The 22,855-nt window shown below is 36.6% G+C and carries 21 protein-coding genes; 18 read left to right on the forward strand and 3 right to left on the reverse strand.

What is annotated here, in order from left to right; translation table 11 throughout:
• Window positions 1-2 precede the first annotated feature (2 nt).
• The 10 genes from J0656_RS04635 (at window position 3) to J0656_RS04675 (ending at window position 9,019) form a co-directional block, all read left to right on the forward strand.
• On the forward strand, window positions 3-1,100 hold the full coding sequence (locus J0656_RS04635) for a glycosyltransferase family 4 protein (protein WP_207031882.1): 1,098 nt from the start codon (window positions 3-5) through the stop codon (window positions 1,098-1,100).
• 106 nt (window positions 1,101-1,206) lie between these two features.
• Complete coding sequence (locus J0656_RS04640; protein WP_207031885.1) at window positions 1,207-2,310, forward strand: glycosyltransferase family 4 protein; 1,104 nt, start codon at window positions 1,207-1,209, stop codon at window positions 2,308-2,310.
• Window positions 2,310-2,873: an LbetaH domain-containing protein gene (locus tag J0656_RS04645; RefSeq protein ID WP_207031886.1), complete on the forward strand. Its 564-nt coding sequence runs from the start codon at window positions 2,310-2,312 to the stop codon at window positions 2,871-2,873. Before J0656_RS04640 ends, J0656_RS04645 begins: the two co-directional genes overlap by 1 nt.
• Window positions 2,874-2,977: 104 nt before the next feature.
• Entirely contained in the window at window positions 2,978-3,976 is a 999-nt protein-coding gene (locus tag J0656_RS04650; protein ID WP_237688846.1) for an EpsG family protein, read from the forward strand.
• 6 nt (window positions 3,977-3,982) lie between these two features.
• Entirely contained in the window at window positions 3,983-4,888 is a 906-nt protein-coding gene (locus J0656_RS04655) for a glycosyltransferase family 2 protein (protein WP_207031890.1), read from the forward strand.
• Window positions 4,885-6,027: a CapA family protein gene (locus J0656_RS04660; RefSeq protein ID WP_207031892.1), complete on the forward strand. Its 1,143-nt coding sequence runs from the start codon at window positions 4,885-4,887 to the stop codon at window positions 6,025-6,027. Before J0656_RS04655 ends, J0656_RS04660 begins: the two co-directional genes overlap by 4 nt.
• On the forward strand, window positions 6,027-7,094 hold the full coding sequence (locus J0656_RS04665; protein WP_207031893.1) for a glycosyltransferase family 4 protein: 1,068 nt from the start codon (window positions 6,027-6,029) through the stop codon (window positions 7,092-7,094). The genes J0656_RS04660 and J0656_RS04665 overlap by 1 nt, the downstream gene beginning before the upstream one ends.
• Window positions 7,095-7,098: 4 nt before the next feature.
• Window positions 7,099-8,478 carry a phenylacetate--CoA ligase family protein gene (locus J0656_RS04670; protein ID WP_207031894.1) on the forward strand — a complete coding sequence of 460 codons (1,380 nt, stop codon included), beginning with the start codon at window positions 7,099-7,101 and terminating at the stop codon, window positions 8,476-8,478.
• A gap of 61 nt (window positions 8,479-8,539) precedes the next feature.
• A complete protein-coding gene (locus J0656_RS20480) occupies window positions 8,540-8,653 on the forward strand; it encodes a transposase (protein WP_470295088.1) in 114 nt (37 codons plus the stop codon).
• A 12-nt stretch (window positions 8,654-8,665) separates the two neighbouring features.
• Window positions 8,666-9,019, forward strand: coding sequence for an integrase core domain-containing protein (locus J0656_RS04675; protein ID WP_207031895.1), 354 nt, complete (start codon window positions 8,666-8,668; stop codon window positions 9,017-9,019).
• A 314-nt stretch (window positions 9,020-9,333) separates the two neighbouring features.
• Here the strand turns inward: J0656_RS04675 and J0656_RS04680 are convergent, their stop codons facing one another.
• On the reverse strand, window positions 9,334-11,487 hold the full coding sequence (locus J0656_RS04680) for a right-handed parallel beta-helix repeat-containing protein (RefSeq protein WP_207031896.1): 2,154 nt from the start codon (window positions 11,485-11,487) through the stop codon (window positions 9,334-9,336).
• 327 nt (window positions 11,488-11,814) lie between these two features.
• Between J0656_RS04680 and J0656_RS04685 the strand changes: the two genes are divergently transcribed.
• The 6 genes from J0656_RS04685 (at window position 11,815) to J0656_RS04710 (ending at window position 18,861) form a co-directional block, all read left to right on the forward strand.
• The gene (locus J0656_RS04685; RefSeq protein ID WP_207031897.1) at window positions 11,815-12,975 is read left to right on the forward strand and encodes a glycosyltransferase family 4 protein; all 1,161 of its coding nucleotides are present in this window, start codon (window positions 11,815-11,817) and stop codon (window positions 12,973-12,975) included.
• A 247-nt stretch (window positions 12,976-13,222) separates the two neighbouring features.
• The gene (locus J0656_RS04690; RefSeq protein ID WP_207031898.1) at window positions 13,223-13,825 is read left to right on the forward strand and encodes a sugar transferase; all 603 of its coding nucleotides are present in this window, start codon (window positions 13,223-13,225) and stop codon (window positions 13,823-13,825) included.
• Between the two features lie 37 nt (window positions 13,826-13,862).
• Window positions 13,863-14,504: an acetyltransferase gene (locus tag J0656_RS04695; protein WP_207031899.1), complete on the forward strand. Its 642-nt coding sequence runs from the start codon at window positions 13,863-13,865 to the stop codon at window positions 14,502-14,504.
• A 29-nt stretch (window positions 14,505-14,533) separates the two neighbouring features.
• Window positions 14,534-15,187, forward strand: a complete 654-nt coding sequence (locus tag J0656_RS04700) for an acetyltransferase (protein ID WP_207031900.1) — start codon at window positions 14,534-14,536, stop codon at window positions 15,185-15,187.
• The gene (locus tag J0656_RS04705) at window positions 15,177-17,789 is read left to right on the forward strand and encodes a GNAT family N-acetyltransferase (protein WP_207031901.1); all 2,613 of its coding nucleotides are present in this window, start codon (window positions 15,177-15,179) and stop codon (window positions 17,787-17,789) included. Before J0656_RS04700 ends, J0656_RS04705 begins: the two co-directional genes overlap by 11 nt.
• Window positions 17,790-17,808: 19 nt before the next feature.
• Window positions 17,809-18,861 (forward strand): GNAT family N-acetyltransferase, encoded by a 1,053-nt coding sequence (locus J0656_RS04710; protein WP_207031903.1) that lies wholly within the window; start codon window positions 17,809-17,811, stop codon window positions 18,859-18,861.
• A gap of 34 nt (window positions 18,862-18,895) precedes the next feature.
• Here J0656_RS04710 and J0656_RS04715 read toward each other — a convergent pair whose 3' ends face one another.
• Together J0656_RS04715 and J0656_RS04720 are read right to left on the reverse strand one after the other, a co-directional pair.
• Window positions 18,896-19,534: a sugar transferase gene (locus J0656_RS04715; RefSeq protein ID WP_207031904.1), complete on the reverse strand. Its 639-nt coding sequence runs from the start codon at window positions 19,532-19,534 to the stop codon at window positions 18,896-18,898.
• A 39-nt stretch (window positions 19,535-19,573) separates the two neighbouring features.
• Window positions 19,574-20,155 carry a formyltransferase family protein gene (locus J0656_RS04720; RefSeq protein WP_207031905.1) on the reverse strand — a complete coding sequence of 194 codons (582 nt, stop codon included), beginning with the start codon at window positions 20,153-20,155 and terminating at the stop codon, window positions 19,574-19,576.
• A 277-nt stretch (window positions 20,156-20,432) separates the two neighbouring features.
• Between J0656_RS04720 and J0656_RS04725 the strand changes: the two genes are divergently transcribed.
• The gene (locus J0656_RS04725; protein WP_207031906.1) at window positions 20,433-21,914 is read left to right on the forward strand and encodes an MBOAT family O-acyltransferase; all 1,482 of its coding nucleotides are present in this window, start codon (window positions 20,433-20,435) and stop codon (window positions 21,912-21,914) included.
• A gap of 5 nt (window positions 21,915-21,919) precedes the next feature.
• A complete protein-coding gene (locus J0656_RS04730; RefSeq protein WP_207031907.1) occupies window positions 21,920-22,855 on the forward strand; it encodes a hypothetical protein in 936 nt (311 codons plus the stop codon).

Below are 22,855 nucleotides of genomic sequence, written 5' to 3' on the forward strand. Positions count from 1 at the left end.
TTATGAGACTGTTGTATATTACAAATCAAATAAGCGGTCCGGGCGGGTTGGAAAGGGTTCTATCCATAAAAGCAAGTTATTTTGCCGATGAACTTGGACATGATGTACACATTTTGACTTTAAATGACACAACAGACTCCCTTTTCTTCGATTTTAGTTCTGCGATCCAAACACATAATATTGAACTAAAACGCTCCCCTATCCATTATATTAAAGGTTATTTAAAAGGTATCAAGAATACAATTTCCAAGGTTGACCCCGATATTATTTTGGTTTGCGATGATGGGTTAAAGGGCATGCTCCTTCCCCTTTTTATAGGGAAATCAAGGCCAATGATCTATGAAAGGCATGTTTCGAAAAACATAGCTTTTAAAAATGAAAATCCATCACTAGTGCAAAGAATAAAAAATAGCATACAATTTAAATTGATGTCTTGGGGTGCATCTAAATATGATGCTTTTGTAGTATTGACAAATGGAAATCTTAATGAGTGGAACCTTTCTAATCTTACGGTTATTCCCAACCCCCTATCCTTTTCTCCACAAATTAATTTTTTGGAAAAAAGTAAATCGGTAATAGCTGTGGGTAAACATTGCTTCCAAAAGGGATATGATCTTTTGGTTGAATCATGGAAGTCTGTCAACCAAAAGCATCCTGACTGGAAACTTGAAATTTATGGTACAAAAAATCCGCATTTCTCTGTTACTCCCCTGATTGACAGATACAATTTGAACAGTTCCATACTTCTTCACAATCCTACCAAAGACATTGCCTCCGAATTCCAAAGAACAGCCATTCATGTGCTTTCCAGTAGATTCGAAGGTTTTGGAATGGTTATTACGGAAGCTATGGCATGTGGATTACCCTCTATTTCTTTTGACTGCCCATATGGTCCATCAGATATCATAATCGACGGAGAAAATGGGCTATTGGTAAAAAATGGAGATACCGAAGCTTTATCCAACGCAATTTGTCAACTTATTGACGATAAAGAATTGCGGGAAAGATTGGGAAAGAACGCCATCGAATCCATAAATCGTTATAAGATCGAGAAAATCGCAAAGCAATGGAACAGTTTATTTAAAAGCTTAACCACCTAAAGGTTACAATTCAACTAAAGATTAGGTCTTTTAAAGAAATCCGTTTTAAATGCGCCTTATATCTTATACTTTAGAAGATAAATTTTAAAACCCCACTAACCGTAGAATGAAGACCATTGTTATTTTAACAGACCAGCTCCATAAAATTGGAGGCATCAATAGTCTCATTCAATTGAAAGCGAATCATTGGGTCAACAGCAACTATGTTGTCCATATCATAACCACAGAACAAGGCGCAAACACTCCATTTTATGAATTTGACCCTAAAATTGGAATACTTGATTTAGGTATTGATTACGACAGAAACCAAAGTTATTTCGGAAAAAAAAATCTTCCTAAAGTCATCAAGAATTTTTGGTTGTTGAAGAAGTCGCTAAAAAAAATCAGTCCCGATTTGTTGATTATAGCCAATCATATTCCGGTGACCTATTTTTTTCCATTTTTAAAGTCCAAATCCAAGGTTTTAAAGGAATATCATTTTACTCAATTTTTTCGGTCACAAAAAAAAGTTACGCTATTTAACAGATTTGAAAACTATATTGAATCCAGGTTGGACTTTCAAGTGGTTTTGAACAAAGAAGAAACAACCTTTTACAACTCGGATAAAGTCCAGTATATTCCCAACCCTATTCCATTTACTCAATTAAGAACTCTCAATAGTCATGAAAGGGAACCCATAGCCATTGCTGCGGGTCGTATATCTCCCGTGAAACGTTTTGATGTTCTTCTTGAAATTTGGGCAAAATTCAAAGAATGGGATGATTCTTGGTGTTTGGAAATTTATGGGGATGGTCCTAAAAATGAAGTTGAGCAGCTCAACGACCTAATCATTAAACTTGGTTTGGAGGATTCTGTTACAATTCTAAAACCGGTCAACAATCTTTCCGAGATTATGGGGACAAGGGGGATGTACCTTATGACTTCAGAACAAGAATGTTTTCCTATGGTATTATTGGAAGCACAGGCCTCAGGACTTCCAATTGTATCTTTCGACTGCCCCACAGGCCCACGAAACATAATTAAATCAGGGGAAGATGGTATCTTGGTGGAATTGGACAATCAGGAAGCATTTGCAGAAACAGTATTAAGACTAAGCTCGGATGAGAGCCTGAGGCAAAAACTAGCCTTAAACGGGCTGGAATCCGTTCAACAATATCTTTTAAGTAATGTAATGCAACAATGGGAAGATAAAATACTAAGTAAGATATAATGAGAAGGTTATTTATTAAGATATACAGATTTGCCTTTATACTCCATGGTATCGGGTTTTTACGATCTCCCAATAAAGAGACCATTATAGAGGACATCTATTCGCAAAAAAAGAAACCTTCCAATAGGTCTAGAATATTTTTTGACCTCCTTGAAAAGCTTGCATCCGACAAGTATTTTAGAACATTGTTTTATTTTAGAACCCGCGGGTTCCTAAGTAATTTTTTACGCATATTTTTCCCCCGGGACCAGCGGTTTACAATAGACATCAACACAAAGTTGGGAGGTGGCGTAATACTGGCACATCCCTATAGCAGTATTATCAATGCGGAATCTGTTGGTAAGAATTTATATATGAACCAACTGGTTACCATAGGTGAAAACAATGGGAACAGACCAAAAATCGGAAACAACGTAAAGCTGTACACCAATGCCACTATTATTGGAGGTATAACCATTGGTGATAATGTAGTTGTCGGCGCAGGATCAGTAGTAGTAAAGGACGTTCCTTCCAATTGTATAATAGCTGGTAATCCGGCAAAAATTATTAGATACATAAAGTAAATTACATGTTTTCATTTGTACCATTAGAGTCATATTATCCACTTTATATAAACATCTGTCTTTTATTGGTAATCTTCACCTTGTTCCACACTTGGGTTCTAAAAATGGATAATCATGTAAATTTGGTTTTTACTAATATAGCGGGAGGGGGGTTATTACTTTTTATCACTCTATATATTGGCCAAAGAGAGATTAGTGGTATTTACTTTGGTGATACCATAAATTATGCAAGAGCCTATCAGAAATATGCCTTAGGCGGAGAATTAAATGAAGAAGGAGATTTAGGGTGGAATATCTTTATGAAGTTTATAGCATCTTACGCTTCTATTTCTACATTTTTCACAATAATAGCCTTTCTATACATCTTCCCGCTTTACAAAATATCGGTAACTTATTTTAATCAATATTGGTATTATGCTTTTATTATGTTTTTGGTTTCCTTTTCCTTTTGGACCTATGGAGTGAACGGTATAAGAAATGGCACAGCCTGTTCCCTATTTTTGTGGGGTTTATGTTACGAACGTAAAAAAGTTGTGATGGCATTATTTTTTTTCTTGGCGATTTCATTTCACAAAACACTTTTGCTCCCTATAATTGCTTATCTAGTCACCTATATTTATAATAATCCTAAGTTTTTCTTTTACGGATGGGTATTATGCATTCCGCTTTCCCTCGTTGCTGGAGGTTTTTGGATAAATTTATTTTCCAGTTTGGGTTTTGGGGATGATCGACTTTCTGGCTATTTAACCTCAGCACCAGCAGACGGAACTTTTTCGAACACAGGTTTTCGATGGGATTTTCTTTTTCATTCCGCTTTCGCGGTCTTTGCAGGTTGGTACTTTGTGCTAAAAAGAAAATTTCAGGATACTACTTATAATAAACTATTGATTACTTATCTAATATGTAATGGATTTTGGATTTTGGTGATTACTGCTAATTTTTCCAATCGTTTTGCTTATTTATCTTGGTTTATGATGGCTATTGTAATTATATATCCTTTATTAAAAAAGCAATTCTTCGCAAATCAGCATTTTATTATCGGTAAAATTTTGTCAATCTACTTTTCGTTTACGTATTTAATGTTCTATTTATATTATAACTAGTTAATTATGGTAACTTTAACTGTATTTACTCCAACATATAATCGAGCCTACTGTCTTGACCAGCTATACGATAGCCTTGTTAGGCAATCAAATAAAGACTTTTGTTGGCTTGTCATTGATGATGGGTCATCTGACAACACAAAGGAATTGGTACAATCGTGGATTGATGAGAAGAAAATCTCAATACAATATTACTACCAGAAAAATCAAGGAATGCATGGAGCTCACAATACTGCATATAGTTTAATTCAAACCGATTTAAATGTATGTATAGATTCTGATGATTATATGCCTTATAATGCTGTTGAATTGATTCTTTCTAAATGGTTTGACATTAAACATAAAGAAAACCTTTCGGGAATGATTGCGCTAGATGGCGATAAAAGTGGAAAAATCATTGGAACCCCTTTACCTTCAAAATTGAAAACCTCCACTCTATCTAGTTTATATCAAAAACATAATGTTAACGGTGATAAAAAAGTTATTTATCGGACAGATGTGGTTAAACAATACCCTAAATATCCCCTATTTAAAGGTGAAAGGTTTGTACCCCTTGGAACACTTTATTTAATGATTGATCAAGATTATGAATTAGCACTAATAAATGAAATTGTTTGTATTGTCGAATATCTACCTGATGGTTCATCATTAAATATATTCAAACAATATATTAATAATCCAAGAGGGTTTAAATACTCGAGACTAGTTGCAATAAAATATGGGGTGACCTTTAAACAAAGGTTTAAAAATGCTATTCACCTTGTCGCAACAAACATACAATTGAAAAATATTAATCCAATTCAAGGCAGTCCACGCGTTATGATGTCAATTCTAGCTATCCCCATGGGAATTTTACTTTACTTGTACATTAAGATTAAAATATCTAACATAAGTATAAAAACAAGAAAATGAGCACCAAAATATTTATAACCGGAGATTTTTGTCCTATAAATAGAAATGAAATAATTCTAAAAAATGAAAGGTATAATGATTTGTTCGGAGAATATGTCGAATATTCTCGTATGGCTGATTTATCGATTACCAATTTGGAATGCCCACTAACCCAGTGCAATAAAGGAATAGATAAAACTGGGCCCCATATTAAATCATTAAAATCTGCCACAAAGGCATTAAAATATGCAAATTTTCAACTGGTAACTTTAGCCAACAACCACATAATGGACTATGGTTCAAAAGGATTAAAAGACACAATCGAAGCTTTAAATTCGAGTGATATAAATTTCATAGGAGCAGGTAAAGATATTAATGAAGCTAAAAAAGCTTTCTACTTTATAAGAGAAAGTCTGAAAATTGGAATATTGAACTTTTCAGAAAATGAATTCTGTACTACCCAAGGAAACAACTATGGTGCAAATCCTCTGGACACCATATCTAATTTTTATGATATCCAAAGTTTAAAAAAAGAAGTAGATTTTGTTATAGCAATTGTTCATGGGGGAAGAGAGCATTATCAACTACCAACTCCAAGGGTTAGGAAAACATTTAGATTTTTTGTAGATGCGGGTTGTGACGTTGTTCTTAGTCATCATACACATTGTTTCAGCGGTTATGAAAATTATAAAGGAAAACTAATTTTTTATGGCTTAGGAAATTATATTTTTGATTATAAGAAGAAGTATCAGGTTGGAAACTGGACAAAAGGTTATGGGGTAATGCTAAATTTTCAATCAAAAAATGTGACCTTCAGTCTTCATCCTTTTAAGCAAGGTTTAAAAGAAAATCCATCTATTCAAAAACTTTCTGAGCATGAATTACAAAAGTTTGAAATAGATATCAGCGAATTAAATAGGGCTATTGTAAACGATTCTATATTCCATAAGAAATGGTCTGAATATTTATTAACTCAGAAAAATACTTACAAAGATCTACTTTACATTCAAAATAAGTATTTAAGAAAGTTAATATCAATGAATCTCTTCCCTCGAATCTATCTTAAATCCAGAGCCCATGAAACATTACTTTTAAATCTATTGAAGTGTGAGACGCATCACGAAATAATCACAGAAACATTAGATAAACCAATACCATAATGAAAATCTTGACCATTATAAATTCCTTAGGCACTGGTGGTGCCGAGAAATTAATTGTTGATATGCTGCCACATTTTGAACAAAATGGACATACAATAGATTTATTGTTACTATTAAAAGATGATAATAGTATATTTACGTCTCAAGTTGAAAATAAAGGTATAAACATTATTTATTCTCCCCATTCTTTATATTCTTTTAAAAATATTCTATTTATCCGACGTTTATTAAAAAACTATGACATTGCCCACGTGCATTTATTCCCAGCTCAATATTGGACTGCATTGACTTTTAGCCCCACTCCCATTGTTGTAACTGAACATTGTACCACTAATAGGAGAAGAAAGTATAAATTTCTATGGCCAATAGAACGAATTACCTATGGAAGGTATAGAAAAATTGTGGCAATTAGTGAAAAAGCACAAAACACTCTGAAATCTTGGCTCAAGCTATCAAAAAGTAAATTTCTAGTCATAAATAATGGAATCGATTTAGATACATTTTATAACGCTAAATCCAAATCGATTGTAGGCATACCAAATGATTCAATAAAAATAATTATGATAGGTAGGTTTAATCCTACCAAAGATCAACCTACCGCAATTAAAGCAATGTCTCTTCTACCAGATAATTATCACTTAATACTAGTGGGTGACGGAAGTTTAAAAAATGATTGTATAAGATTATCAGAAAAAATAAAGGTATCCGAAAGAGTTCATTTTTTGGGAAAACGAAGCGATATTGCCGAATTATTAAAATCTTGTGATTTAAATCTTATTTCATCTCACTCAGAAGGATTATCCATATCTTCTCTTGAAGCACTTGCCAGTGGAAAGCCTCTAATATGTAGTGATGTTCCTGGGTTAAGGGAAATAAATACTAATATTGGTCTTCTTTTTGAGGATAATAATTTTAAAGAATTAGCTAAACAAATACTTCGCATAATCAATGATAATGAACTATATAATAAAGTTGTGGAAAATAGTTTAAAAAAGGTAGCTTCTTATAGTATTAAACAAACTGCCGAACAGCATATCAATCTTTACCACAAAATATTAAACAAATAAACTTATGGCTTCATTAGCTGACAAAATATACCTTAATAGCCCGCACTTCTTTCAGGGAATTTTGATTAGTTTTTATAACTATAGAGCTTATAAAGCTAGATATGGTAAATTTTATAAAGATTATTTGAATGAATATAAGCAAAGTGAAAAAATAAAATTAAATGAATTATTAGAAATTCAGGACAAGAAATTGGTTGACCTTTTCAACCATGCAAAAAATAATTCTCAATTTTATTATGATTTATATAAAGATATCCATTTAAAAGAGGGTAGTAGCCTGAACGATATAGAAAAACTTCCGATTATAAATAAAGAATTGCTCAGAAAAAACATTTCTAATATTAGTACAATCCCTAAGAACCAAGGGGTTATAAGTAAAACAGGTGGTACTACTGGTAAATCTCTTGAAGTAATTTATACAAAAAAAAATTTACAGGAGAGATTCGCAATTTTAGATTTATTTAGAAATTCTCATGGGTATGAATTAGGAAAAAAAACAGCTTGGTTTAGCGGCAAAAATCTATTGAGCAAAAAGGACATTAAGAAAAATAGATTTTGGAAAACTGATAGTTTTCACAATGTACGCTATTATTCAACCTTTCATATCCATCAAAAGTATTTAAAGTTTTATATCGAAAACTTAATTCGCTATAAACCTGAATTTATGGTTGGGTTTCCATCTACAATGTATGAATTAGCCAAATATGGTATAGATAATAAAATAAGTTTCCCTTCTGGTACTATTAAGGCGATTTTTCCAACTGCAGAGACAATAACTCAAGAATTAAGGTTTGTAATTGAATCATTTTTTAAAACTAGATTATATAATCAATATGCCTCTTCAGAAGGAGCCCCTTTTATTATTGAATGTAATCACGGCCGTCTACATCAAGATTTAAGAAGTGGGGTTTTCGAAGTATTGGATGAAAATAACAAGCCTACCAACAAAGGTAGATTAGTTGTTACTTCTTTTACAAGTTACGGTACTCCATTAATAAGGTATGATATTGGAGATGTGATTGAATTAACTAATGAAAAGTGTACATGTGGCAATTCTAATCCCATAGTGAAATCTATTTTAGGTAGAATATCAGATTATATCTACTCTGAAGAAATGGGAAAGATTAATCTTGGAAATGTATCCAATTGTTTAAAAGGTGTTACCGGAGTTATTAAATTTCAAGTAATTCAAAATGTTTTACATGAAATAGATATCATTATCCAAACTGATGAATCTTTTAAGAAAAAGGACGAGCTAGTCTTATTACGTAACTTTCGTTATAGGTTGGGAAATAAGTTAAAGATTAATCTAATAAAATCTAAAAATATCCATGTTGAGAAAAGTGGGAAATTTAGAATAGTTAAGAATAATTTAAATCTTTAGAAGTGTAGTGTAGATACCCCAAAAATTAGGGCAGTAAGTTTAATCATTAAATTTACTGAATATGACACGAAGAAAGTTTACCCCGAAGTTCAAGACCAAAGTGGTCTTGGAAGCCTTGAAAGAGCGGCATAGCCTTGCCGAACTTGCCCAGAAGTACGAGATACAAAAGGGGTAAGGCTACAATTCCATGGATGCCCAATGGTGCAGGGAAACATTGGAAGAGGCCATAGGTGAGCACGGGACACCTGAGATCCTAAATACGGACCAGGGGAGCCAGTTTACTGCCGAGGAGTTCACCAACTATGTTTTGGGTCAGGGTATACGCCTGAGCATGGACGGTAAGGGAAGGGCCACGGACAATGCCTTTATCGAAAGGCTCTGGAGGAATGTAAAGTATGAGAAAATCTATCTGAACCCTCCAAGGGACGGTATGGACCTTTATCTTTTATTGGCAGAGTACTTTGATTATTACAACCATGAAAGAAGACATCAGTCCATCGACTATGAAAGACCCATTGATCTATTTAAAAGAGCGGCTTGATAATTATATTAGTTTTGTAGGGAAACTGTCCTAAAGATCGGGGTATCTACATAGCAACAAGGGAGGCCACCAAAAAGTGGTCCATGCCCATCAGGAACTGGGGTATCATTTTAAACCAGTTCCTTACGATTTATGAAAAAAGGGTCAGACTCCAATAAAGTCCAACCCCCGTTATTTTTAACTTACACACTTATTGGGATAGTGTCATTGTTTAATTCATTATCCTCTTTCCAATTTTATTAAAGTTTGCTAAGACCTAAATTTAAATATCTCAAATTAAAAATCCTAAATGAGAAGGCTATAATTTTTCATTATTACCTCTCAATACAATCATTATTTGTAATCTCAACATTAGTTAAAACAACACCGTCATTAACAAAGATACACTCTCGTTGTAGTGGTGTACCAGAAGAATAAAAAATAATATCATTATTAGTAACTACGGAATTAGGAGCGTCTTTCATAAACTTCATCCCGTGAGAACCGACACTACCTTCAATAGTATTTCCTTCAAAAATCATTTTAAATCCTCCATTTATTTGTATTTCTCCCATCGAGTTATCCCGAATTTGGACATCATTTGCTCCAAACAAACTAGCCGGCGCACCTGAATCGGTACCTGATTTTGTCCCTTTAATTCTATTAGATAAAATTTTAAAGTTTGAAGAAGAAGAATTACTCCAAGTATTTGTTACCACCATTGCAAAAGTACTGCCTGACAACATATTAATATCATTATTTTGAATTATCACGTCGCTTATTGCATTATATGAAACTATTCCCCTATTACGTCCTCGAATAATATTGTTCTCTATTACAGAGCTTGAAAGTCCTAAACTCGAATTTGTAGAACCTGCACCCAAAGTTATACCTACCTCGCCTTCAACCTCATTATCTCTAAAAACTACGCCATTACCAGCAATATTAACAGCAACCCCTTCATTATTTTTTATAACGTTATTATAAATTTCATTATTGAAAACAACATCATTTCTATATGTGTTAGTTGCTGCTCCTGCTGCTATAGTACCATTATCAATCACATTGTTTCTTATAATTAAACCATCTACCGTTGTAAAAGAAACACCCGTATTAATCATTTCATTGTTCTCAACCACGATAGGACCATTACCGTGGGAAATTTGAAATGATCCTGCTTTAGGGTTTACGTTTGGATTATTTACAATTTGCTTATTATTCCTTATGTATATGTCACTTACTCTTTCATACTCCAATAACTCTCCTGTACTTTGATTCCTTCCTCTAAATGGCTCAATATTCAAATTTGATGATGGAGCAACTCCTTTGGATATAGGCATGTCTATGCCTCCATCAACCAACTCATTTCCTTCAATGAAAATATTTTTACCATTAGTAATAACTAAATTAGTTTGTCTAGCACGTAAAAATTTATTGTTTTTTAAATAAATATTTTCAGACGAAATATGTCTTGTTTCGTAATAAAAGTATATTCCTCCAATCGTTAATCCTACTCCTGCTTCGATAAAACTAGCATCCTCAATAACAATGTTTTTACCTCCCTTTATAGCCATAGTTTTGACCCATTCATGTGTGTTACTTGTTGTACCATCTGAATCAACAAAACCAGAATTATAGTTATGAGTTTCCCTATCGCCATAAAAATTACCTCCAGTTATTGTAACATTATTTTCATCATAAATTGCAATAAGGACAGGTCTGAAATGACCATTAGGTTGCATTCTTATATGTACATTATCATTCATCTCTAGGTGAAAATTCGATGGTAAGTTAATTGCATGTTCTTCTGGAACACCATCACTTAGTAAACCATCTACCTTAAAAAAAGCATCAAAATCATCAATCATAAATTTATTGCCACCTAAATTATGTACCGTATAAAATAACCCTTCAAGGGAATCCCGATTATTAGTGGCTACTTCATCACCAACTGTGCCCTCGATAATCCCCCACCTTTCAGGATAAAATAAAAAAACCTGACTTTTTAAACGCACATCTCCTTCTATATTCAAATCTTTATTAAGCAAATTACCATCAATGGTACCCTGAGCGGAAAAGTTCAACGTTCCGTTTATAATTTCACCACCTGCAAAAACAAAAGTGACTCCGGAAGGTACCGTTATGGTTTGTCCTCCCAAGTCCATGCGACAGGCTATTTCCAAGGTCGAGTTGCTTTCAATACCATCCAATGTATAATCACATGGGGTATTATCTATCTTGAGTCCCTCTGAGGAATCAAAATCAGGGCCATTGTCCGTTTCTCCCAAATCTGGAGTATCTTGGTCATCGGAACCATCGGAATTTCCATCATTATCTCCATCCGAACCATCAACGGTTTCATCATCAGGGTCTTCCAAACCAACTAGGTCTATAAGGTCTTCATCTTGCGAACAAGAGATAAATGAGGCTTGAATTAGGCAAAGAAAAATTACCGAAAAGAAAAGTAATTTTGGGGTGTTCTTTTGCATCAGTTTCTTTTTAATTTACAAATTTGTTCTTTTAAGTTCAAAAAACGACAAAATGTGTCTTTTTTTCGACGAAATACATCAACACTTACGTTCAATACCAAACAATTAGACGTTGAACCTATCGATTTTAACAAAAAAATCGATGAAATGCATCTTTCCTATGCTTTTTCCAGTTAACCCTCAAATCCACTTTATCTATAATTTATCACACTAAATCTAAAAGTAATTTTTATTTAACCCATTTCAACATATATGGAATTATATTTGACATCCTGAAAAGTCCCCATATTTTTAAATCAAATTGCTACCTAACCCATCACCTATTCCATGAAGCAAAAGTTAATAAGGATAACCACAGTGCCAATTTCACTCGGGGGACTGTTGCAGGGACAATCTAAATTTATGAGTCAGTTCTATGAGGTTGTCGGTATCTCATCGGATAAGGAAAACTTGGAAAAAGTGGGGGCCAAGGAAGAAATAAGGGTGATTCCCGTAAACCTTACAAGAAAGATAACCCCTATTCAGGATCTTAAGGCGTTAATAACTCTTTATAAAATCCTAAGAAAAGAAAAACCGTTCATTGTCCACTCCCATACACCAAAGGCAGGAACAATCGGCATGATGGCCGCGCGCATGGCCGGTGTTCCCCATAGACTACATACCATTGCGGGATTGCCGCTTGTGGAGGCTACCGGACTAAAAAGAGTTTTGCTGAACGCCGTAGAAAAATTGACCTATTCCTGCGCAACTAAAGTATATCCAAACTCTGTGGGATTACAGGAAATCGTATTGGACCACAAGTTCACGAATACAAAAAAATTAAAGGTGATTGGCCATGGCAGCTCAAACGGTATAGACACCTCCTATTTTGATCCAAGCTTATATTCCACACCAACAAAACTTGAACTTCGCAAGAAACTAAAGCTTACCGATGACGACTTTGTATTTGTATTTGTCGGCCGATTGGTAGGGGACAAAGGAATCAATGAACTTATTGCCGCATTTAAAAAAATCTTGGAGGAGCATACCAATGTACAACTTTTGCTGGTGGGCAATCCTGAAGAAGAGCTTGATCCGATGTTGCCCGAAACAGAGGAGTTCATCTTCAAGTCCGATAAAGTAATTGCCACGGGATGGGCAGATGATGTGCGCCCTTATTTTGCCATCAGCGATTGTTTGACGTTTCCCAGTTATCGTGAGGGCTTTCCCAATGTAGTAATGCAATCTGGGGCAATGGGACTTTATAGTATTGTTAGCGATATTAATGGTTGCAATGAGATTGTGAAAGAGGGGGTCAACGGAACCATTATACCTACAAAAAATACCGAGGCGCTCTTCAACGCGATGAAACACGTGTTGGATAACAAAGAGAAGTTTGCCACAGAAAAAGGTGTTTATCGGGAAATGATCAAAAAGAGATATGAAAGGTCCTTTATTTGGAACGAACTCTTAAAAGAATATCAAGAGCTGGAAGGCACCAAAGATTGATTCAAAACATACAGTTTACCCAAAGCTACATTTCAATATCTGAAGGATTCTGTAAAGTTCAATACTAAATGGAATTGAGGCCAAACCCTCCTTTTAATCTAGAACTTTTACAATTCGTCTAAAATATCATTTCCTTAAACCATTAATCAATGCATTTTGCCATTGTTGACCTAATTTTAAAGAGCCGTAGTGTTTTTTGTTTTTACTAAATAGAATATAATCCCTAAATCCCTGTTTAACCTCATATATGTACAGCGCTTTTATTAAACCGGTCATGGATTTTCTAATTGCATTAGTTTTACTAGTGCTCCTGTCGCCATTATTGTTGGTCCTAATACTTCTATTATCGGTCGTTAACCATGGTAAACCCTTCTTTTTACAACCACGTCCTGGAAAAGGCGGAAAAATCTTTAAGATTATTAAGTTCAAGACCATGCGCGATTTTAAACCTGGTTCTTCAATCGATATCCATAGCCCCAAGCGAGTAACACCTATAGGTGGATTCGTTCGCAAATACTCTCTGGACGAGCTCCTGCAATTAGTAAATGTGCTTAAAGGTGATATGTCCCTTGTAGGCCCAAGGCCCTTGTTGGTTGAATACTTGCCGCTTTATAATGAAGAGCAGAGCAAACGGCACAATGTAAGGCCGGGAATAACAGGGTGGGCCCAAGTAAATGGTAGAAATACAATCGATTGGAATCAAAAATTCAAATTGGACGTTTGGTATGTTGAAAATATTTCAGCTATGTTGGACCTAAAAATCATCTATAAGACATTTATAAAAGTGGTCAAGAAAAGTGACATCAATCAAAATGAAAACAAAACAATGCCCCAATGGGCAGGAAATTGACCCATCTATATAAATTAATCTCCCTGAACACTATAACATGAAAAAAGTAAGAATCTATGGCGCTGGCGGACATTCTCAGGTCATTCGAAAAGTTCTCGAATTAAACGACATCGTAGTTACCGACACTTATGATGACAAGCCCTCGGCTGTTCACAGTGCTTATCAAAATACCAATATTGAAAGTGGGGCGAGGGATGGAAAGGATGCATTCCCCCACGAAGGAGACCCAGTAATCATAGCGGTTGGCAATAACCTACAACGAGCGGAAATTGCCGAATTTTTGAAAAGTACATTTGAGAAAGCCATTCACCCTTCATCAATAATCGCTGAAAGCGCAATAGTTGGCGAGGGAACAGTAGTTTTTGCAGGCGCAATCATACAACCGAACACTACGGTCGGCAAACATGTGATTGTAAACACGGCAGCAAGTATTGATCATGATAATTGTATTGGCGACTATGCCCATATTTCCCCAAAAGCGGCCTTATGCGGACATGTGGAGGTAGGAGAAGGTTCACATGTGGGAGTTGGAGCAGTTGTGATACCAAAAATAAAGATAGGAAAATGGTGTACCATCGGAGCCGGAACAGTGGTTATTAAAGATGTGCCGGACTACGCAACGGTAGTGGGCAATCCCGGTAGGGTCATTAAGATCAATAATCCATTTGTATCTCAATAATTTTTAATGGTAGTTCAGATTTAAACGTAGTGGAAGGTCAAAATAAAAATATAAGATTATATGGTGCTGGGGGACATTCCGGGGTTATTAGGGATGTGGCTGAACTTACCGGTTACAAGATCATTGACATTTTTGATGACCATCCATCCGATAGTGTGCATTGGGATTCCGATATGGTCAAAATTGGTCTTATATCTTCCAAGGACTTTCCGCATGAGGGACCTCCTTTTGTAATTGCGATTGGTGACAATAAAACAAGGGCGGAACTGTCCCATAAAATAAAAGCTGCTTTTAAAACATTGGTACATCCCTCTGCGGTCATAAGTAAAGAGAGCAGTATTGGTGAAGGAACAGTAGTATATGCAGGAGTGGTAATTCAACCTAATACAACCATTGGAAAACATGTAATAGTAAATACTTCGGCAAGTATTGATCACGACAATTATATAGCTGACTTTGTACACGTAGCTCCCAAAGTAGCCCTTACAGGTCATGTGGAGGTCGGGGAAGGTTCATTTATAGGGGCTGGAGCTGTTGTAATACCAAAAATAAAAATCGGTAAGTGGTGCACCATAGGTGCCGGAAGTGTCGTTATAAAGGATGTCCCGGACAATGCGGTCGTGGTTGGAAATCCTGCGAAAATTATCAGATATCAAAATTTAAACGAAAGTAATGGAGAATAAAATTCCTTTCAATCTAGTATTCATTGGTTCGGGAATTTCGTCAACCTTCACCTTGTATCATACCCTCAAAAAACTGGAGAAAAAAGAACATGGTGACACAACTCGAATTGCTGTTGTGGAAAAGTTTGAAACCTTCCATAGTGGAATTCCCTATGGTGAAAGGTCGGGAAGCACAACCTTGTTGATCACTTCACTCAAAAACTTTTTGCCGGAACCCGAATTGTCCGAGTTTATAGAATGGCTCAACGAAAACAAACAACGGCTTTTGGATGAGCTTAAAGAACAAGGAGGACCATTATCCTTGGATTGGATACAAAAGCACCATCATGAACTAGAGAACAACCAATGGGAAGACCTCTTTATCCCAAGAAGATTCTTTGGTTATTACATGAACGAAAGAATAGGGACAATTGTACAGGCCCTAGAAAGGCAAAAAAGAGTATCGGTTTCATATATCAGAGGTAAGGTAATCGACTTGACACGAAATGATGTGGCATGGGAAATCCATTTTAAGGAGCAATCTCCCATTTTTGCAGAAAAGGCCATCTTGGCCATTGGGTCTTTGCCTTCCAATTACATATGGAAAAGAAAAAAAAGATTTCAAAAAGACAACTTTCTCTTGATCAACGACCCTTATAAACCAAGGCTATCAGAAACCATCGAGAGCATCAGGGAATTTGCATTTCAATCCAAAGAGGCCATAAATGTTTCCATTATCGGAGCCAATGCCAGTGGTCTAGAGATGCTTTACCAACTCAACGACCATCCAGACATCAAGGAAAGGATCAATCATTTTTATATGATTTCCACTCAAGGGCTCCTCCCCGATTCAAAAATAGACCATACTAAGCTAAAGCAGTTCAAAACAGTCCATTTGGATGGTTTAAATAAAAAAGAATCCTTAACAGCATCTGAAATTGCCGAAGCCGTATATCAAGATCTGGATTTAGCGGACAATATACAATTGGGTGCTTCCAGTACCGTCGGTATTGTATCCCAAAAATTCGGGGCGCTCCTGGAAAAGCTCGACCGGGATGAGTTGGAAATATTCGCCTGTCATTATGGAAACCAGATAGGCAGAAGACAGCGCTGTGCAGGGGAACATTATGCCAACGTGGCAAAGATTCTAAAAAAGAAAAAACAGTTTACCCACATTGCCGGTAGATTCTCGGATATAATTCCAAACCCTTCAGGATATGAGCTTGCATATACGGACAAGGACAATTTGCATCAAACTGTTGGGGAACCAATACATATTGTTATCAATTGTATTAGTGGGATTACGTTTTCGCATCCCAATATTCCAAAATTGATCGCTAGTCTGGTTTCCAAAAATATGATTCGGGCAAATGAATCCGAGATAGGCATACGAGTGAACAACGAGTTTGAGGCCGCTGAGGACCTTCATGTCATAGGCCCTTTGTTGGCTGGGAATATCATTGAGGGCAAAGCAGTTTGGCACGTGGAGCATTGTGGAAGAATCATTGCTTTTTCGAAAATGCTCTCTGATTTTTTAGTGGATGATTCCCCATATGATTTTAATCTCGACATCATTGAGCTGGACCAGCAAGAAGGCATAGACTCCTACAAGCATCTGATAAAAACAGAATGGAACAACAATCCATATTATTTATACGAGTACTTGTCCCATCACCAATCGGATAATAACAAAATCATAGCGTTCAACTTTAAGGTAAACGGTGCATCAACCATAATAATGCCCATGATACTGCGAGAAATTGAAGCCTCAAAAGAACCATTTTATGATATTATTTCACCTTATGGCTACAATGGGCCACTCTATGAAGAGGGGGTAAATGAGCAAATAATCAAAACGTTTTGGGAGCTTGTTGATGAGTGGTACACTAAAAACAATGTGATTTCAGAGTTCGTTCGGTTTCATTTAAATGGGAACCATCAAAATTACACGGGCGAAACCGTGTCAACACTGAACAATGTCTTCGGACCATTAATGGACACGTTTGGGGAACAATGGGATTCCTTTGTTTCCAAAGTGAGGAACAACTATCGCAAGGCAGAAAAGGAAAACCTAACCATTAAGTTTTATGAAGGAAAAGCCATTGAACCCCACCACCTAACTTCCTTTTATGACATCTATGTAAGTACCATGAAAAGGAACGGAGCTTCCAAGATGCTGTACTTTTCTTTGGAACATTTTGAAAACATGATCCTTAACAATAAGGAAAATTTCACCATAGTACTTGTATATAAGGATGATATTGCCATATCCACGGAACTTATTATTCACCTCAACGATTGCCTCTACGCATATTTGGGCGGTACCTTGTCCGACTATTTTGCTTGTAGACCAAATGATTTTCTAAGAGTGGAGGTCATACGTTGGGGAATTCAAAAAGGAAAGAGCCATTATATTCTTGGTGGGGGCATCACCAATGGCGACGGACTGTACAAATTCAAGAAATCCCTGTTTCCAAATTCCACTGACCGTGTTTTTTATACGGGGAGAAAAATCATAAACAAAACTAAATACGATGAACTTTGTGAGTTGGTCTGTGGACCTGTGAACGAAAAAGAGACAGGGTCCTTTTTTCCACTTTACCGGATGAACCCTTCATCATAGAGATGAACCAAACTATTGTATGTTTAGAGTTATTACAGAGGAAAATGAATGGAACAGGGCAATAAGTTCTTTTGAAAAAAAGGACTTTTACCACTCCTATGATTACCATCAGGTCTGCATAAAGGACAATGAAGTGGCCAAACTTCTTTTGTACAAATCTGGCAATACTTCCATCGCATTCCCTCTTGTAATAAGACCTATAAATGGTAGCGGTTTTTTTGATGCCACCTCGGTATATGGATATGCTGGACCATTGATTTCCGGGCTTACCTCCCACTTCGATTTTCAAGATTGGAAAGAACAAATGCTCGGGTATTTCTTGGATGATAAGATCATCAGCATTTTTTCAAGTACAAACCCTTTTATAGATAACCAAGAACAGCTTCTTTCCCACATGGGCGAAATCGAGTCCCTTGGCGACATTGTTTATTTTGACTTGAAGCAATCCAAAGCACATCTAAAACAGTATTCAAAGACTACAAAGAGATACATAAAGCGAAACAAAGAGCTTTTTGATATTAGGGAAGGAAATTCTGAAGATGATGCTCGTCAGTTTTTGGAAATATATTATCAAAGTATGGAACGCGTAGGCGCCAATAGTCAATACTATTTTAAACTTCCATATTTCATCAAACTTTTACGGAACCATAGCTTTTTTGATTCAAGCTTTGTATTCGCCACCTCAAAAGAGAACGGAGATGTAGCCTCTGGGGCCTTTATCATCCGTACCAAAGACCACATCGTTCAATATCACTTGTCCGGGACGGTAGATGCTTACAGGCACCTGTCCCCTATCCGTGGGGTTATTGATTATGTGAGGTGCCAAGGTAAGTTGGACAGTTATAACTTTTTTAACCTTGGTGGAGGTGTTGGAAGCAAAAACGATTCTTTATATGATTTTAAGGCATCCTTCTCCAAAAAGACAGCTCCTTTCAAGGTCTGGAAATATATTTCCAATATCGAAGTTTACGACCAACTGTGCACAATTGCACGAGAGAAGGAAGGGGAAGAAAATTCAAATACCAACTACTTCCCGGCTTACCGAACCAATTCCTATTTTGGTACTCCATAACTTTCAGGTGTGAAGAATAACGGAACAGGGCCTTCTAAACAGGAGTCTGGCTGTTTTCAAGCTGCTTCTTGCGATGTACATCAAAACCCTCGATAAAAGCATTGGGGTCTTCGGCAACATCTTTGCCAAGTAAGGCCTTTTTAAAAGTCTGAACCAATATTTTAACATCCATGAAAAGTCCAATATTATCTACATATTCCACATCTAGAGCAAACCTTTCTTCCCATGTCAAAAAATTTCTTCCGGATATTTGTGCCAGTCCCGTAATACCGGGGCGTACCAAATGTCTTTTTTTCTCCACCTCGTTATAAAAAGGTAGATAGTATGTTCTCAACGGCCTGGGGCCAACCAAACTCATATCTCCTTTTACTATATTGATAAGTTGTGGGATCTCGTCCAAGGAGGTCTTTCTTACAAAGGCCCCTACTTTGGTAATCCGTTGATTGTCGGGCAGCAATTTTCCGGAATCATCGGTTTTGTCGTTCATAGTCTTAAACTTTAGAATATGAAAGACCTTTTCATTTTTACCTGGCCGTTCTTGCGTAAAAAAAGGAGTTCCCCTAAAATCGATCCAAAGTAAAATGGTGACTAAAATAAAGATTGGAGAAAGCAAAATCAATCCAATAAATGATGCCGTAAAGTCAAAACATCTTTTAAAAAAATTACTGTACACCTGAATATAAGTTTAGTTATTTTTCAATTTGAAAATGTATTAATTCTGATTTTCCATCAGCTTCATACTTTCAATGATCAACGGAAGTCCCTTACTTGAAAACTTCGGATATAACGTATCAAAAGTATCTCCCTCATCTATTCTAACAGGTTCTTGGCACAAGATGGTTCCACGATCGAACCTGTCATCGATAATATGTGTCGTAATACCTGTTACCTTCACCCCGTAATCAAGGGCATCCTGTATGGCTGTCTTGGTTGCCAAAAAACTAGGAAACAAGGAGGGATGTATATTCGCTATTTTATTTGGGAACGCATCCAACATTTGCTTTCGGATAAGGTGTTCGAACCCAAGAAGGAAAATGTGCGTTATCCCGTTTTCCAATAAAATATCGACCATTTTAGCTTGATGGTCCCGCTTATTGTCAAAATCTTTCAAGGGCATACGAACATGCTTTATCCCATTTAGCTTTGCCTCATCGGCCGCGCCACAGTTCTCCTGTTCATAAATGACCATCCCTATTCTATCAATTTGACCATTTTCGGCATGCCATGCAATGGCATCTTTGGCATTTTTGCCCCAAAAACTACATAAAAAGGCCCATTTGATGTTTCTATCCATATAAAGTGTTCGTTAATAACTTCCGCAAATAGGAAAGGTAAAACCATACTGATTGACCACTTCCCGATTCGGTAAAAATAAATGATGCTGTTGCAATAGCATCTGCTCCAACAATTGCTAAGATAATCCGGGGCATGGCAATACACCAAGAATTTCTGCCGAACGTCTTTATTTTACCCATGACATGGCGAACATCCTTAAATAGTGTGTTCATCGATGAAACTTGTGAGATTAACTCGGTCCTGTGTTGAAATATCCAATTAATCTTACTTTTACAATGAACCGACCAATAGTTTCCCAAACACAAGGATTATCCATGCTTTTTAATTCTTTTGAGTTCCTACTTTTTTTCCCCGTAGTACTTTTTGTGTACTATGTGCTCCCTCATAAACTGCGGTGGCTGTTCTTATTGGCCTCAAGCTATTATTTCTATGCCGCCTCTGAACCCTACCTGATTATTCTATTGCTCATATCCACTCTGGTGGATTACTATTGTGGCCTAAAAATCGGTGACGTAGTTTCCAGAAGGAAAAAATATTACCTATGGCTCAGCATAGTGGTCAACATAGGTATTCTTGTTGCTTTCAAATATTTGTTTTTCTTCATTGATTCCACAAACAACATCTTGGAATATTTTGGGGTAGAGATCTCCGCTTCCGAACAGATACAGTCGTACAGAATTGATCAAATCTTGTTACCGGTAGGTATCAGCTTTTATACGTTCCAGACCATGAGCTATACCATAGAGGTTTACCGGGGCAATATGAAGCCCGAGAAACACCTTGGTAGATTCGCCCTTTTTGTAGCTTTCTTTCCGCAATTGGTTGCTGGTCCTATTGAAAAGGCCACTAGGCTGTTGCCTCAGTTAAAAAAAACGATTTCTCCCGATATATCCCAAATCAAAAGAGGAATGATTATCATGGCATGGGGGTTCTTTTTAAAAATTGTCGTGGCCGATCGTTTGGGCATTTACGTGGATGCTGTTTATGCTGATCCAGACGGTCATCAGGGACTTCCCTCTTTGTTGGCAGCTTTCTTTTTTGTATTCCAGATATACTTTGATTTTGCTGCCTATACTTATATAGCTATCGGAGCTGCTAAGACTATGGGGATTTCATTGATCAATAATTTTAACAGACCCTTGTTCTCGATCAGTATTACGCAGTTCTGGCAACGTTGGCATATATCCCTAACCCAATGGATAAGGGATTATCTCTATAGTCCCTTGAGAAGAAAAGCCCATTTAAACCGGGTGGTCTCCGTACTATTGGTCTTCTTTATCATGGGCCTTTGGCACGGGGCAAATTGGACCTTTGTGGTCTGGGGATTGATCAATGCCCTGTTTTTGATAATAGAAGTGGCTACCAACAAATGGCGGAAAAATAGTTTTGACCGTTTACATGTCCCTTTAAAACTTAGGGCTCTATTAGGTTGGGCAACCTCTTTTACCTTAATGATGGTATCCCTGATTTTCTTTAGGTCGGCATCAATGCAAGAAGCTTTCAACTTTATTGGTAATCTCTTTGTTGTACCAAACTTGCACATCAATGTACTCAATAACTATTTGGAGCTCTTTTTGAGCATCCTTTTGATTTTTGGTGTACAATGGGTTCACTTTGTTAAGGGGAACAATAAGATATATGAATTGGTGGAAGGGCGACCGGTCTGGGCTCGGTGGTCCATGTACTTGGCATATATCGCCATTATTGTGATGCTCGGCATCAACAGGCAAGAGAGTTTTATTTATTTTCAATTCTGATCACAATGAGATTTTTTATCCTAAAGCTCCTCCTTTTTTTAGCGCTGTTGGCCTCGGCATATGCCTTTTTGGTCAATAGACTTTCCGAAGGCTATGTGGATATGTATTATCCTAAATATACCCAAGGTGCCAGTAGTTTGGTCATTGGACTCTCGAGGGCAGATCAAGGAATTGACCCCAAAACGGTCACCGAAAATATCAATCAGGAAATAGATCTGCCATTGATAAATTTCGCCGCTAACCAATACTATTATGGAGAGGTATATCTGGAGGCCATCAAAAAAAAACTCATAAGGGCCAATGGCAAAGGAGTGTTCATACTAAGTGCATCTCCGGGTAGCTTTACCGCCCCTATTGGCTTTGGAGCCGAAGGAATCAAAAAAATGGACGAGAAAGCGGCCATAGGAAAAACCGAGGACTTCAACTCGAACCCCAACTATAGTTACATCATAAACTGTTATGGAGAGGGGCTTTACCATGCCCTGCTTGCCCAAAGGGAACCAGGAAATGTAATTACGCATGACAATGGATGGAACGAGGTCTTGGTATCTGGAAGCGACTTTACCCTTAGCGATGCTTTGAAAATGGACTGGAAAAGGCAAAATCTTGCCTATTTTCAACGTAGACTACCGAAGGAAGAAACAAAAAGCTATAGATGGGAATGGTTTGGAAAGACCATTGAATACCTTATGGACAAGGGACAGGTAATTTTGGTAAGAATGCCGGCCGACAAAGAAATTATTGATTTCGAAAACGAGAATTCCCCAAATTTTAGAAAGTCAATGGACAGCATTACAAAAGTTCACCAAATTCCTTACCTCGACTATTCCAAAAATGCCCCTGGTTACAAAACCTACGATGGATCGCATCTACACTCTGAAAGTGCCATTCAATTTTCTACACAATTGGCCAAGGATATGGCCGTTCATATAAAAAGATGA

The sequence above is a fragment of the Flagellimonas aurea genome, assembly GCF_017313785.1.
Classification (GTDB): domain Bacteria; phylum Bacteroidota; class Bacteroidia; order Flavobacteriales; family Flavobacteriaceae; genus Flagellimonas; species Flagellimonas aurea.